General features: G+C 72.7%; 14 protein-coding genes and 1 pseudogene. 5 read left to right on the forward strand and 10 right to left on the reverse strand.

Annotated elements, in window-relative coordinates; all coding sequences use genetic code 11:
• Positions 1-125 precede the first annotated feature (125 nt).
• From ACH5A8_RS26050 to ACH5A8_RS26070, 5 genes are all read right to left on the reverse strand, one after another.
• The gene (locus tag ACH5A8_RS26050) at positions 126-1076 is read right to left on the reverse strand and encodes a catechol 2,3-dioxygenase (protein ID WP_399005784.1); all 951 of its coding nucleotides are present in this window, start codon (positions 1074-1076) and stop codon (positions 126-128) included.
• Positions 1057-2178 carry a 4-oxalomesaconate tautomerase gene (locus ACH5A8_RS26055; RefSeq protein WP_399005786.1) on the reverse strand — a complete coding sequence of 374 codons (1122 nt, stop codon included), beginning with the start codon at positions 2176-2178 and terminating at the stop codon, positions 1057-1059. The genes ACH5A8_RS26050 and ACH5A8_RS26055 overlap by 20 nt, the downstream gene beginning before the upstream one ends.
• Positions 2175-2888 (reverse strand): 4-carboxy-4-hydroxy-2-oxoadipate aldolase/oxaloacetate decarboxylase, encoded by a 714-nt coding sequence (locus ACH5A8_RS26060; protein ID WP_399005787.1) that lies wholly within the window; start codon positions 2886-2888, stop codon positions 2175-2177. The genes ACH5A8_RS26055 and ACH5A8_RS26060 overlap by 4 nt, the downstream gene beginning before the upstream one ends.
• A complete protein-coding gene (locus ACH5A8_RS26065) occupies positions 2885-3676 on the reverse strand; it encodes a PIG-L deacetylase family protein (protein ID WP_399005789.1) in 792 nt (263 codons plus the stop codon). Before ACH5A8_RS26065 ends, ACH5A8_RS26060 begins: the two co-directional genes overlap by 4 nt.
• A 94-nt stretch (positions 3677-3770) precedes the next feature.
• On the reverse strand, positions 3771-4421 hold the full coding sequence (locus ACH5A8_RS26070; protein WP_399005791.1) for a GntR family transcriptional regulator: 651 nt from the start codon (positions 4419-4421) through the stop codon (positions 3771-3773).
• 417 nt (positions 4422-4838) lie between these two features.
• Here ACH5A8_RS26070 and ACH5A8_RS26075 point away from each other — a divergent pair.
• Positions 4839-5276 (forward strand): annotated as a pseudogene (locus tag ACH5A8_RS26075) (alpha/beta fold hydrolase); the annotation flags it as partial.
• Positions 5277-5301: 25 nt separating this feature from the next.
• On the opposite strand, the gene ACH5A8_RS26080 reads toward ACH5A8_RS26075, so the two are convergent.
• Positions 5302-6198 carry an NAD(P)H-binding protein gene (locus ACH5A8_RS26080; RefSeq protein ID WP_399005793.1) on the reverse strand — a complete coding sequence of 299 codons (897 nt, stop codon included), beginning with the start codon at positions 6196-6198 and terminating at the stop codon, positions 5302-5304.
• Between the two features lie 71 nt (positions 6199-6269).
• Between ACH5A8_RS26080 and ACH5A8_RS26085 the strand changes: the two genes are divergently transcribed.
• The 3 genes from ACH5A8_RS26085 to ACH5A8_RS26095 all read left to right on the forward strand — a co-directional run bounded on the left by ACH5A8_RS26085 (position 6270) and on the right by ACH5A8_RS26095 (position 8741).
• Positions 6270-6833 (forward strand): TetR/AcrR family transcriptional regulator, encoded by a 564-nt coding sequence (locus ACH5A8_RS26085; RefSeq protein WP_399005795.1) that lies wholly within the window; start codon positions 6270-6272, stop codon positions 6831-6833.
• Between the two features lie 331 nt (positions 6834-7164).
• A complete protein-coding gene (locus tag ACH5A8_RS26090; protein ID WP_399005797.1) occupies positions 7165-7806 on the forward strand; it encodes a sensor histidine kinase in 642 nt (213 codons plus the stop codon).
• A 491-nt stretch (positions 7807-8297) separates the two neighbouring features.
• Positions 8298-8741: a hypothetical protein gene (locus ACH5A8_RS26095; RefSeq protein WP_399005799.1), complete on the forward strand. Its 444-nt coding sequence runs from the start codon at positions 8298-8300 to the stop codon at positions 8739-8741.
• 168 nt (positions 8742-8909) lie between these two features.
• Here the strand turns inward: ACH5A8_RS26095 and ACH5A8_RS26100 are convergent, their stop codons facing one another.
• The 4 genes from ACH5A8_RS26100 to ACH5A8_RS26115 form a co-directional block, all read right to left on the reverse strand.
• Positions 8910-9530, reverse strand: coding sequence for a response regulator transcription factor (locus tag ACH5A8_RS26100; protein ID WP_399005800.1), 621 nt, complete (start codon positions 9528-9530; stop codon positions 8910-8912).
• 46 nt (positions 9531-9576) lie between these two features.
• Positions 9577-10683, reverse strand: a complete 1107-nt coding sequence (locus ACH5A8_RS26105; RefSeq protein ID WP_399005802.1) for a sensor histidine kinase — start codon at positions 10681-10683, stop codon at positions 9577-9579.
• A gap of 38 nt (positions 10684-10721) precedes the next feature.
• Complete coding sequence (locus ACH5A8_RS26110) at positions 10722-11159, reverse strand: hypothetical protein (RefSeq protein ID WP_399005804.1); 438 nt, start codon at positions 11157-11159, stop codon at positions 10722-10724.
• Between the two features lie 177 nt (positions 11160-11336).
• The gene (locus ACH5A8_RS26115) at positions 11337-11783 is read right to left on the reverse strand and encodes a MarR family winged helix-turn-helix transcriptional regulator (protein WP_399005806.1); all 447 of its coding nucleotides are present in this window, start codon (positions 11781-11783) and stop codon (positions 11337-11339) included.
• Between the two features lie 108 nt (positions 11784-11891).
• On the opposite strand from ACH5A8_RS26115, the gene ACH5A8_RS26120 reads away from it, so the two are divergent.
• On the forward strand, positions 11892-12821 hold the full coding sequence (locus tag ACH5A8_RS26120; protein WP_399005807.1) for an alpha/beta hydrolase: 930 nt from the start codon (positions 11892-11894) through the stop codon (positions 12819-12821).
• Positions 12822-13208: the final 387 nt, after the last annotated feature.

A 13208-nucleotide genomic window follows, 5' to 3' on the forward strand; every position in this document is an offset into this window, starting at 1 on the left:
GTCAACAATCTCAGCAACAATCCAGCCACGCGCGTTCCCTTGGCCCGTCGCCGGGTGAAAGCGCAGGTGACAAAGGGGGGTGGGCAGCACACGGCGGCGCTGCCCACCCCTCGGACGGTCGGTGTTCAGTCGACGGGCGGGGTGCCGTGGGTGTGGAAGGACGCGATGGTCTTCAGGCCCCAGGCCTGGCCCCTGGCCCGCTCGGCCTCGCTCCAGGTGACCAGCGGCCAGTCGGGCGCCAGCAGCAGGCGGGTGAGCGGGTTGCACAGCTCGATGCGGTTGCCGCCCGGCTCGTAGACGTAGAGGAAGAACGTCTGCTGGATGGCGTGCTTGTGCGGTCCGGTCTCGATGAACACGCCGCTGTCGACGGCGAGGTCGGCGGCGCGCAGGATGTCCTCGCGGGTGTCGGTGGCGAAGGCGATGTGGTGCAGCCGGCCTGCCGAGCCCGTCCAGTCCTCGGTGTAGACGACGTCGTAGGACTTGTCGGTGAAGGTCAGCCAGCGGGCCGCGATCCGGCCGGTGTCGAGCCGGATCTGCTCGGTGGGCCGGGCGCCGAGCACGTCCTGCTGGAACTCGGCGTTGGCGAGCACGTCGGCGGCCAGGAAGTTGATGTGGTCCAGGCGGCGTACGCCGACACCCCGGTTGGGCTTGGCCTGCGGCTGGTTCTTGAGCGCAGGCCGCAGTTCCTCGGGGGCCCGGTAGTGCTCGCTCTCCCAGTACAGGGCGTGTTCGTGACCGTCGGGGTCGGTGGTGACGTACAGCTTGCCGATGCCGGGTTCGTCCTCCACCCAGCGCCCGGGGCGGCCCGTGTCCTCGATCGCCGCGACGCGGCGGTCGAGGGCCGCTTCGCTGGAGGTGCGCAGGGCCAGCCGGCCGAGTCCGGGCCGGTCCCGGGCGGTGAGGACGAGACTGTGGTGCTCGTAGTCGTCGAAGGTGCGCAGGTACACCGTGTCGCCGTCCCGGCCGTTGACGGTCAGCCCGAGGTAGTCGGTGAAGAAGGCGACACTGGCGTCCAGGTCCGGAGTGAACAGCTGGGCGTGGCCGATATGGGCGATGTCACCGAGCGGGGGAGCCATCGTCGCCTCCTAGGGGTCGTGCGGGTGCGGTGCGGGGGGAGCGGGGAAAGACGGTGCCGTCGAAGATCTTGCGCGCGGTGCGCACGACGGCGGTGCGGCGCGCCACGGGCAGGCCCTCGCCGTCGCCGGCGTCGACGTCCGTTTCGATGTCCAGGAATCCGGTGGGGTGTTCGATGCGGATACGGCCACCCGGGGCGGGAGGCTCGGCGATGCCGTCCGCCACGCTGCCGGGGACGCGCAGCCCCGCCGCCACGCTCGCGGCGCCGAGGACGCCGATGGAGGTGTGGCAGCGCACCGGGATGAAGGTGCGGGTCATGACGGCGCCGCCCGCGGACGGGGGCGCGAGCAGGGTCAGTTTGGGCACCGTCGCGAACTCGACGTCGCCGAGACCCATGAGCCGGCCCGCGGCCAGGCGGATCTCGCGCAGCCGGTCGGCGAGGGCGAGGTCCTCCTCCAGGTCGCGCGGGCTCTCCTTGCCGGTGATGCCCAGCGACCGGGCGGGGATCAGCACGGTCGGCATGCCGTTGTCCACACACGTCACCTCGGCGCCGGCGACGGCGTCCCGGACGTGGCCGGTGGGCAGCAGCGGGGTCTCGGCCGCCGGGAACTCGATGACCACGGGGGCGGCGGTGCCGGGCACGCCGGATATCTCCGCCTCACCGGTGTAGTCGACGCGCCCGCCCGGGGTGGGGAAGGTCGCCACCGCCAGTTCCCCGGTGTTGCGCATCCGGATCCGTACGGTGGTCTCGTCGCCCGTGGCGGGCACCAGGCCCCTCTCGACGGCGAACGGGCCGACACCGGCCAGGATGTTGCCGCAGTTCTGACGATCGGTCACCTCCGCTCTGTCGACGACGACTTGGAGGAAGAGGTAGTCGACGTCCGCGTCCTGTCCGGCGGCCGGGGAGACCACGGCGACCTTGCTGGTGAGCGGGTGGCCGCCGCCCAGGCCGTCGATCTGGCGCGGGTCGGGGCTGCCCATGATGCGCAGCAGCAGGTCGTCGCGTGCCGCGGGGTCGGCGGGCAGGTCCGTCGCCAGGAAGTAGGCGCCCTTGGAGGTGCCGCCGCGCAGCAGCGCGCACCGCACCTCCTCGGGACCGGTCACGAGCCGTCTCCCTCGCCGCGCTCGTACGCGTCGTAGGAGCGGTACGTCACGCCCAGCCGCGCCAGCGTCTCACGCAATCCGTACCGGTCCAGACCCAGTTGGCCGTCCTGGAAGGCGGCACGGGAGGCGGCCTCCTTGTCCTCGCGGGCCCTGGCCGCCTCGGCCGCCCGCCGGGCCGCCGCCCGCGGAACGACCACCACGCCGTCGTCGTCGGCGAGGATCACGTCACCCGGCCCGACCTGCTGCCCGCCGATGGCGACGGGCACGTTGACCGAGCCGCCGGTCGCCTTCACGGTGCCCTGCGCGGACACGGCGGCGGACCAGGCCGCGAAGCCCATCTCACGCAGCTCGGCGGTGTCGCGGATGCCCGCGTCGATGACCAGGCCCCGTACGCCGCGCCGTTGCAGGGCGGTGGCGAACAGCTCGCCGAACATGCCGTCGGTGGACGGCGAGGTGGTGGTGACGACCAGGATGTCCCCCTCGCCGCACTGCTCGACGGCGGCGTGGATCATCAGGTTGTCGCCGGGGTGGCTCAGCACGGTGACGGCGGTGCCGGCCACCCGGGCGCCCTGCTGGATCGGGCGCAGCCGGCTCGGCAGCAGCCCTGTGCGGCCCATCGCCTCGTGGACGGTGGCCACCCCGTACCCGGCGAGCGCCTCGACGTCCCTTCCGTCCGCCTTCGGCACGCCGGTGACGATCACGCCGCTCATGCCAGCTCCTTCGCGATCTGCGGGTAGGGACGCATGTACGCCTCGGCCATGGTCCGGTGCGCGAGGCCGAGGTTGGGGCCGGCGTTGCGCTTGAGCTGGACGCCGCGGCGGACGGCGAGGTCGGTGTAGTAGTCCCACAGGTGCTGCTGGGCCCCCAGGCACTGCATCGCCCGGCGCTTGGTCTCCCACACCTCGGTGATGTCGAGCAGGACTTCGGGTTTGAAGCCGCTCATCTCGGGCTGGTGCGGCTCGAAGTAGAAGACGGGCGGGGCGCCGATGATGTCGCCCTCACCGGGGTAGCCGATGGCCTGGGCGAGGACGCGGGCCTCCAGGGCCATGCGGTTGGCGGCCGGGTGGTCGCCGTTGTACGGGTCCTCCACCGGGTGGGTGAGGACGACGTCGGGCTGGGTCTGCCGGTAGAGCGCGACGAGCCGGTCGGTCAGCTCCGCGGTGGCGACCAGGGGATAGTCGCCGGCGTCGAAGAAGCGGACCTCGGCGCCGAGGGTGGCCGCGGCCTTCTCGGCCTCCTCCCGGCGGATCGCCTTGATCTCGGCCAGTCGCTTCCCCTCGCGCCACGCCTTGGCGGACTCACCGCGCTCGCCGAAGGTCAGGCACGCGATGGTGACCTGTTCGCCGCGCGCGGCGGCCAGGGCGATCGCGCCGCCCGCACGCCACACGAAGTCCCCGGCGTGCGCGGTGACGACGAGCGTCGATCGGGGCGGGGAGGGAGGTGTTCCCCGACCGGGCGGGGCCGGGAGTTCGGGGGACGGCGCGCCTGCGTGCGTCATTGCTGTTCTCTCCTTGGTGGACAGGTGTCCGCCCACCACCCCGGCGCCAGGCCGGCGACGCGACGTCCGCTCGCCCCTCGGGGCCCGCGGCGCGTCAGTCGCGCAATGCCTCGATGACGCTGGTGAGGTGGGCGCGGACGGCCTCCTCGGCCGCCTGCGGGTCCCTGGCCGCGATCGCCTCGATCATGGCCAGGTGCTCGTTCAGGGACTGCTGCGGGCGCCCGGGCCTGAGGGCCAGCTGGAAGCGGTGCCGCACCAGTTGGGCGTTGAGCCGCTCCAGCAGCTCCACGGCCGTCCGTTGGCCGGAGAACTCCCGGATCCGGGCGTGCAGTTCGTGGTTGAGGTCGGAGTAGGTGACCGGCTCGCCGTCGGCCACGGCCTTGCGCATGGCCGTGCCGAGGTCGGACAGTTCGGTCAGTTGCTCGTCGCTCACCATGACGGCCGCCTTGGCCGCGCACAGCCCTTCGAGGACCATCCGGCACTCGGTGATGGCGACCGCCTCCTCGACGGTCACCACCCGGACCCGCGAACCGCGGTTGCGGATCCGCTCCACGAGACCTTGGGCCTCCAGATCGATCAGCGCCGCGCGGATGCTGGCCCGCGTCACACCGAACTGCTCGGCGAGTTCGTTCTCCACCAGCCGCTGGGCCGGCGCCATCTCACCGTGCAGGATCGCCTGCCGCAGCCGCGTGAGCGCATGCTGTTTGGCCTGCTCTCCGGTGCTCGGACGGGCTTCCTTCGGCATCTGTGCCCTCCCTGATGAGTGCCTGTCGAACGTAAATCTAACCCAACAACATTGTCAACAATTTTGTTGGCCAGATGCCCGGTGCGGGGAGCGCCCGGTCGGCGTGTCTCGGTGTGTCGACGGCGGCCGGTCGACGATCCGGACGCCGGCAGGACGGCGGACGCCTGCCGGCGCAGGACCGGACGGGCCGCATCATGGCGGACGCCGCTCGGCCGCGTACGGGGCACCGTCCCGACCCGGTACGGCCCCGCCCCTCAGGCGCGCCGGGGCCACCGGTCCGGCGGCGAGGGCGGGTACCGACGGTGCCCGGCGCGAGCCCGGGGACGAGGGGTTACGACGGTGATGCCGCACCCTCGCGGAGTCCTTCACGCTCACGCGCAGTCGGTACGAGCAGTCCATCCAGGGGGCGGGAACCGCATGACGCCGGCCGATCGTCCGGAGGCCGACTCGGCATGCTCCGAACGCGTGGTGGTACGAGACGGCGTCCGACTCGTCTGCCGGGACTGGGGCGGGCCCGGGCAGCCCGTGGTGCTGCTGCACGGGCTGGCCGGCCACGCGGGGGAACGGGACGCGCCGGCGGGACGCCTGCGTCCCCGGTCCCGGGTCGTCGCGGTCGACCAGCGCGGGCACGGCGCCGGCGAGCGCCGTCCGCGGGACGTCTCCCGCGCCGCCTGCGTCGCCGACGTCGTGGCCACCATCGATCAACTGGCGCTGCGGCGGCCCGTCCTGGCCGGCCAGTCGCTGGGCGGGCATACGGCCATGCTCACCGTCGCCGCTCACCCGGGACTCGTCCGCGCGCTCGTCCTCGTCGAGGCCGGTGCCGGCGACGATGTCATCGACGTGCCGGCTTCCATGGTCGTCCGGGCAGGTGTCGCTCGTGTCATGAGGTGCGGGCGTCCGCCGCGGGCTTGAGAACCTCCCTGCACCACGTCCGGAAGTCCGTGCGCGTCGGCTCGGCGGCCGCCCAGTCCTCGTCGTAGATGCCGTGGTCCTGCGCGGCGAACGCGTCCGTCACGTCCTTGACCGTCTGGTCTCCGGCACCCTGCGAGCGAAGCAGCGACGCGTAGTCGTCGATGGCCACGCGGCGGTAAGCGACCGGGCGCCCGAGTTCCTCGCCGATCACCTCGGCCATGCCGTCGGGGGTCAGCCGGTCGGGGCCGAACACCGGGAGATTCCGCTGTCCGGTCCAGGACAGGTCGGTGAGCAGGCCGGCGGCGACGCCCGCGATGTCCCTCGTCGCGATCAGCGCCAGCGGCAGGTCGCCCGCACAGGTGAGGTGGAACGCGCCCTGCGCGCAGATGGCATCGAGCTGTCGCAGGAGGTTCTCCATGTAGAAGGGCATGGACAGCGCCCGGTACGCCGCACCGGACGCGCTCAGTTCGGCGTCCATCGCGAAGGCCGCCGACAGGACGCCGGCGGGGACCGGCCAGCCGTGTCCGGCGCTGGAGACCCCGACGACGTGGCCGACGTCGTGGCGGGCGACGGCGGCGGCGCCCGCTCGCGCGAAGTGGACGTAGTGCGTCAGGGCGCTCGGCGCCCGCGGGTTCGGCGGCACGAGCCAGAACAGCGCCTCCGCCCCGGACAGCGCCTGGTCGAGCACGGCCGGATCGTCGTGGGAGCCCACGACGGTCTCGACCCGCTCGCGGACCGAGTCGTCCAGACGCGAGGCGTCCCGGACGACGACCCTCACTTTCCGGTCCTGGTCGAGCAACCGAAGGACGAGCCGGCTGCCGATCTGCCCGGTCGGTGTGGTGACGACGATCATCGAATCCTCCATAACCTGAACCTGAACTCCGGTTCCGAATGTAGAGGCGGCCTCCTTGCGTCGTCAACTACAGTGGGATGACCATGACCGCACCCGAACGCCCGCTGCGCGCCGACGCCCGGCGCAACCGCGAGGCCGTCCTCGACGCCGCCGGCGACCTCTTCGCCCAGCGAGGCGACGCCGTGCAGATGGACGAGATCGCCGAGCGCGCCGGCTTGGGCGTCGGCACCCTCTACCGGCACTTCGCCGACAAGCGGGCGCTCCTCGCGGCGATCATCGGCCGCCGGTTCGAGGCGATCACCTCCCTCGCCCGCACCGCCGACGCGACCGAGGACCCCTGGACGGCGTTCGAGACGCTGCTCTACGGCTACCTGGAGTCCGTCGAGGCCGACACCGCGTTCCGCTTCGCACTGCTCGGCCCCGAGCGGCCGCGCTGGAACGACATCGCCGACGAGAAGACCGACTTCTCGGAGATCACCGAACGCATCGTGCGGCGCGCTGTCGGCGCCGGCCGTCTGCGTGCGGACTTCCGGGCCGAGGACTTCGTCCTCATCACCCGCGGCGCCATGGCCAACATGACCGGCGCCGGTGACTGGCGCAGGCACGTCGCCCTTTTCCTCGAAGGGATCCGCCACCGCGAAGACTGACCGCTCAGACGTGCGGTAAGGCCAGGGTGCCGGCCGTCCCGACGCGACCGTCCGCCGCGCGGGAAAGGGCAGACGCCGACTCCGGGTCCTCGAGAGGACGGGAGGCGTGGGGCGGCCCCTGCCCCAGGGCGCAGCGGAGTGCGGGGGCCGCCCGGAGTGCCATGGCGTCCTGTCAGCACCAGGCATTTGGAGGTTAGGGCCGTGCCCGTGGCCGCGCGCGTTCGATACGCCGGGTGGACCACGCGGTGGCCGCCCCGTCGGTGGTGTGCGGGCACCAGGACGCGTCGGCGGCTGGTCCGATCGCACCAGGCGGGGTAGGGATCCGGGGACGATGCCCGGCCGGGGCGCCGGGGCGAGTGTGTGGTGGCGCGGGAGTCTCGCGCGTCTTCCCCTGCCCGACGGTGTCTGGAGTGAGCGACAGGTGGCCGAGTCTCCGTACCGGATCGGGTGGTGGGCCTCGCGGCGACGGCGATCCTTCCGCCGCGCGGGCCTGGAGGTGTCGGCGCGGCGGGAGGGCTCGGCCAGGCCGCTGCCCCCGGGACTGGACCTCACGGCCTACCGCACCGTCCAGGAGGCCCTGACCAATGTGACCAAGCACGCCGGTTCCGGCAGCGCCCGGGTGGGTCTCCACTGGGACTCCGACCGCGTGATCCTGACGGTCGCCGACGGCGCGGGGGGCGCTCTCAGGGCGCCGGGCCTGCCTGTCGTGCCGGACCGCCCGCCCGGTCACGGTCTGATCGGGATGCGGGAACGTGCCACCGCGGTCGGTGGACGCCTCCACGCGGGCCGGCGCCCGGAGGGCGGCTTCCTGGTGACCGCCGAACTGCCCCTCCCCCGGCCCAGGGGATCGACGGGCGGCAGCCTGCACCGCCCGGGACGACCTGGACCGAGGAGAGGGAAACACATGGTCGGGGCCGGCGCAGGCCGGCCCCGACCGGTAGGCGCACCTCACCTCGTGGGCTCCGGCACGTGAGGGCCGAGCGGGCCGGCCGGGCCGACGGGGCCGGCATGGTGACCAGGCCCCGCAGCATGGTGTCGCGCCGCTCCGGAGCCTTGGCCGTGGTGGGGAGGAGCCGGACCGCGCCGTTGTCGGCCAGCCCCCGGTTCACCGCGACGAACTCGCGAAGCCCGACTCGGCCGGCAGCCCCGTCGACGGATCGGCCCCGGCGTCGTCCTGGTGCCCTCGCACCACGACGCGGACGGGGACGGCGGATCGACACCGCTGGGGACGAACAGGTCTCCGCCCGAGGCTCGGCCTCCGGGGGACTTGTTCGTGCGTGCGCTGGAGCCGCGGGTGGTCCGTCGCGTTCACACCTCCGCTTCCGGTGGGGGGAATCCGGTGCGGGTGACTGATATGCCGTATACGAGCACTGATGTTTGGCTGAAAATCGCTGGTGGTTGGCTCGTCTGGCGCTGAATGATGTGGGTTCCTCAACATCAACTTCCATAAAGGCGAGGTCACAGGTGAAGACGCGAGGTAAGAAGGCGGCAGCCATCGCAGCCGCGGCGACGGCGCTGGCCACTGGTCTGGTCCTCGCGGGGCCGGTGAGTTCCGCGAGCGCCGCGCCGGACGTCTACTTCATCACGTACACGTACACGGACGGCTCGGCCCGCGTCGAGGTCTACAACAACGGCGACTTCGCGGGGTACGGCGCCTGGGCGGCCGACCCGGGGGACTTCGATTCCTCGACCGGCGACACCCTGATCGCCTACGACAAGCTGGCGGACGGTTACGGCATCGAAGCGACCCTGAGCGACGGCCGGAAGGCCACGACCCGCGGGCACTCGTCGCCGTACATGGACGTGACGACGGGTAACCTCGACGAGGGCGCCACGCGCACCCTGAAGGTCTGCCTCGTCAAGGACACGTTCAGCGACTGCAAGACCGGCGTAGGCGTGCACGCCTGACCCGCGCTCGGTCCCGTCCCGGCGTGACCTGACGTGTGCTCGGGTTATGCCCCGGCGTGAGCGGCGCTCCGTGCCGCTCACGCCCCCGACGCCGGCCGGCGTCGGAACATGCCCCGGTGCCGGGGTGTGCGAGGCGGACGGTGCCGGGGGGCCGGCGGGGTTCCGGGGTCAGAGCCAGCCGCGTTCGTCGGCCACCCGCACCGCCTCCATCCGGTTGCGCGTACCGGTCTTCGCGATGACGGACGACAGATGGTTGCGGATCGTGCCCTCGGAGAGGTGGAGGGTGCCGGCGATGTCGGCCACGGAACCGCTCGCCCGGGCGGCCAGCAGGACGTCCCGTTCGCGGGGGGTCAGCGGTGACTCTCCCGCGGCGAGGGTGGCGGCCGCGAGCTCCGGGTCCACGACGCGCTCTCCACGCATCACCCGGCGGACGGCGTCGGCGAGCGCCTCGGGCGGCGCGTCCTTCACCACGAAGCCGACGGCGCCTGCGGTCATGGCGCGCCGCAGATAGCCCGCCCTGCCGAAGGTGGTGAGGACGACGACGCGGCACCGTGGCACTCGTGCGGTGAGCTCGGCTGCGGCGGCGAGCCCGTCGAGTCCGGGCATCTCGACATCGAGCAGGGCGACGTCCGGGTCGTGGGCGAGGGCGGCGTCGACGACCTTGTCCCCGCGGTCGACGGAGGCGACGACCTCGAAGTCGTCCTCCAGGTCGAGCAGGGCGGACAGCGCGCTGCGGATCAGGTCCTGGTCGTCGGCGAGCAGCAGCCGGATGGTGCGGTGGTTCGTCATGGCGTCGTCTCTCCCTGTCGCGTTCCCGGCGCCCGGCGTCCGTGCCTCACAGCGCCACCCGCAACCGCCAGCCACGCGGCGCGACCGGCCCGGCCTCCAACACGCCGCCGGCTTCCGCCACCCGCTCCCGCAGTCCCGCGAGTCCGTTCCCCGCTCCCCCGGTGCCGCCGACGGCGCCGGCGCCGTCGTCCCGGATCTCCACGGCCGACTCGGTCAGGATCACCTCGCAGCGTGTGGCCCGTGCGTGCCGCACCACGTTCGTCAGCCCCTCCCGCACGACCCATCCGAACAGTTCCTGCTGCTCGACCCCGACGGGCTCCGTCGTCGGCGGCAGGCGTGCCTCCACGCCCGCGGCTCGCAACAGCTCGCGTCCGCGGGCGAGTTCACCGGCGAGGGTCACCTCGCGGTACCCGGAGACCGCGGCTCGCACGTCGGCGAGGGTCCGCCGGGACAACTGCTCGACCTCGGTGATCTCGTCGACGGCGCGCTCCGACCCGGTGGCGGCGAGCTTGCGGGCGAGGCCGCTCTTGACGGTGATGACCGTGAGGGAGTGGCCGAGGAGGTCGTGCAGGTCCCGGGCGATCCGGTCCCGTTCGGTCTGCCGGGCGAGCCGGGCGACCTCGGCGCGGGCCTCGACGAGCGCCTGGTTCGACTGGGCGATCTCGCCGAACGCGGACACGGTCAGTGCGGTGAAGACCAGGGCGACGGCCTCGAGCCAGCCGGGGCCGCTGTGCCAGGGCCGCACCGCCCAGGGGACGACGACGGCGGCCACCGCCCCGGTGCCGATGAGGAGGGCGGCGTACCGGCGACGGCGCAGCGCGGCGAAGGCGACGATCACCGTGCCCAGGAAGAACGCGTACTCGTGGGCGAGCGGTAGCGCGGCGAGGAACAGCACGGTCAGCACGGCGAACGGCAGGGCCGGGTGACGCGGCGCACCCCGGCCGGCGGCGAGCGTCCCGAGGACGTAGCAGACGCAGAACGCGGCCACGACGGCGAACCCGGTGATCCGGGCGCCACCGGCGTTGTACTGGGCGACACCGACCGCGGTGACGGCGGGGTAGGCCAGCATGCCGGCGGCGAGCAGCGTCCGCCGCCAGCCCCGGGACCAACGCTGCGGATCACGGCTCACCGCCGTCGCTCCTGGTGCCTGCATGCCGGGCACGGTAACACCGCTGCCGGGCCGCGGTGAGCTCATCGGGACCGGAACAGGGCGCGCACATCACGGCCGTTGACCACCAGGACGACGCCGAGCAGGAGCAGTCCGCAGACGCTCTGCTCGACGCGGAGCCAGACGGGGAAGAGGCCGGGCAGCGCCACGACGACGGCGACGGCCACCGTCATCACGGCCGTGACGACGCGCAGCCGGAGGAAGGCGCGGCGCGAGCCGCGCGCGGCGCCGACGGTGAAGGCGCGGGTGAGGGCCGCGCTCGCGACGACGATGACGGTGCGTGTCCACACCGCGTCGTCGACGAGGTCCGCGTGGTCGCGGAGCAGGAAGACGGCGACGAGGGTCGCGACACTGAGGGCGAGGTAGCAGCCGACGAGGCGCTCGACCGGGCGCAGGGCCCGTGCGGTCGGCGCCAGCTCGGACGCGGGTGTGGACTCGGATTCTGCCGCGGGTGGGGTCATACCCCCGAGGGTCGCCCCGCGAGCCCCTCCCGCGGCAGTGAGCCGGCCCATGATCCACCCATGACATCTGTCAGGGTTCGCGAACGGCCGCTACGGCGCCAAAGCTGTCCTCCGGATGTCCCGGTTCGCGTCCGTGCGGCGGGAATGCCCTGGCGGCGGATGCGGTTGCCGCGTCCCTCAGCCCAGTTGACCGTGGGACCCCGCCTCCAGGGCCGCGCGAAGGGTGGTCAGGGCCGAGGCGATGCGGGTCAGTTCGTCAGGGGGGACGGCGGCGATGAGCGAGACGAGTTCGCCTTCGACGACGGGGCGGGAGGCGGCCAGCCTCTCCTTGCCCTCGGGTGTGAGGTGGAGGACGGACGAGCGGCGGTCCTGGGGATTCGCGACCCGTCGGCACCAGCCCGCAGCCACCAGCCGGTCGACCGCCTTGCTGACGGCTCCCACGGTGATCGCCAGTTCGCCGACGATGTCGAGCACGCGGCACCCCGGGACGCGGTCGATGATCTCCAGGAGCTCGAACTGTCCTAGCCCCAACCCTTGTTCGGCGCGCAGCCGGGCGCTCGCCGCGTTGTAGAGCCGGGTCTCGACGCGGACCAGGTCGATGAAGATCGGCGTGACGTAGCTCACAGAAACCCCCAGTAGATTCCTGGGAATCAGATTCCCGGGAATCGGGTTGGATCAAGGCAGATGCATTCCGCGTAATCCATTTTCGCACCCCGGTCATGGAGGCCTGACATGTCCCGACAGCAGCGCGACGCCCTGGACGCCTTGCTCCGTTCCGTCCCTCGCAGCGAGACGCGGCGCACCCCCGAGCAGCAGCGCGCGGATTTCGCCGCGGCCCTCACCCGCCCCGCGCCGGCGGACGTGGTCACCCGCAGGACCGTCCTGGGCGGACGGCCGGCGCTGGAACTGGAGCCGGCCGAACGCTCCCCCCACGGCCGGCTGCTCTACCTGCACGGCGGCGGCTACGTCATCGGCTCACCGGACACCCATGCGGGGCTGGTCGCCGAACTGGCCCGCCGCGCCGGGCTGCGAGCGGTGTCGGTGGACTACCGGATGGCGCCCGAACACCCCTTCCCCGCGGCCGTCGACGACGGACTCGCGGCCTACCGGGATCTGCTGGCGGCGGGCACCGATGCACAGGACATCGTCGTGGCCGGCGACTCCGCCGGCGGCGGCCTGAGCATCGCCACGCTGCTCGCGGCCCGGGACGCCGGGCTGCCGCAACCAGCCGCCGCGGCCGTCTTCTCCCCCTGGGCCGACCTCACCCTCTCGGGAGGAAGCATCCGTTCCAAGGAGGCCGCCGACCCCATCTTCATCGAGGCCGACCTGCGCGAGTACACCGATCTCTACCTCGGCACGGGCGATCGGGCGCACCCTTTGGCCAGCCCGGTCTTCGCCGACCTCACCGGACTGCCACCGCTGCTCGTACAGGTCGGGGCGAACGAAATGCTGCTCGACGACGCGGTCCGGCTGGCCGGCCGCGCGGGCGCCGACGACGTCGAGGTCACGCTCGAGATAGCATCCGGCCTCCCGCACGTCTTCCAGCACCACTACGGCCGCCTCGACGAGGCGGACGCCGCACTCGACCGCGTCGCCCGCTTCCTCACGACCCACTTGGGCGCCGGGCGCCCGGACGCCGCCCCTCTCGAACCGGCCCACTGACGCCGGTCCCGGCGACGTCCATGCGTCGGCGACGCTCGCTCGCAGGAGCAGCGTCGCCGGCGTCCCGGTCCGGCGTCGACGCTCGTGACCGGTCACGGACCTCCCCGCGCACCGGCAGCCGCCGGGGCCGACGAACCCGCGGTGGCCGCCAGTGTCCGTCGGTCATCCGTTCCTCATGTCACTCGTTGAGGTAATCAGGCGTGTTCGTCGTACACGCGTCGTCATGCTGTCCCGCAGGACGTCAGTCTTCCGTGCTCATGAACTGTCGCGAGCGACCGGGGAGTTGATGCATGATCCGACCGTCACAAGAGGGACGCGGTCTGGACGAGAAGGCCAACGGTCTCTCGCGCCGGCCGGCCGTCGGCGAGCAGGTCGGGTTCGCGCCGC

The sequence above is a fragment of the Streptomyces sp. NPDC018610 genome (assembly GCF_044391765.1).
Lineage (GTDB): Bacteria > Actinomycetota > Actinomycetes > Streptomycetales > Streptomycetaceae > Streptomyces.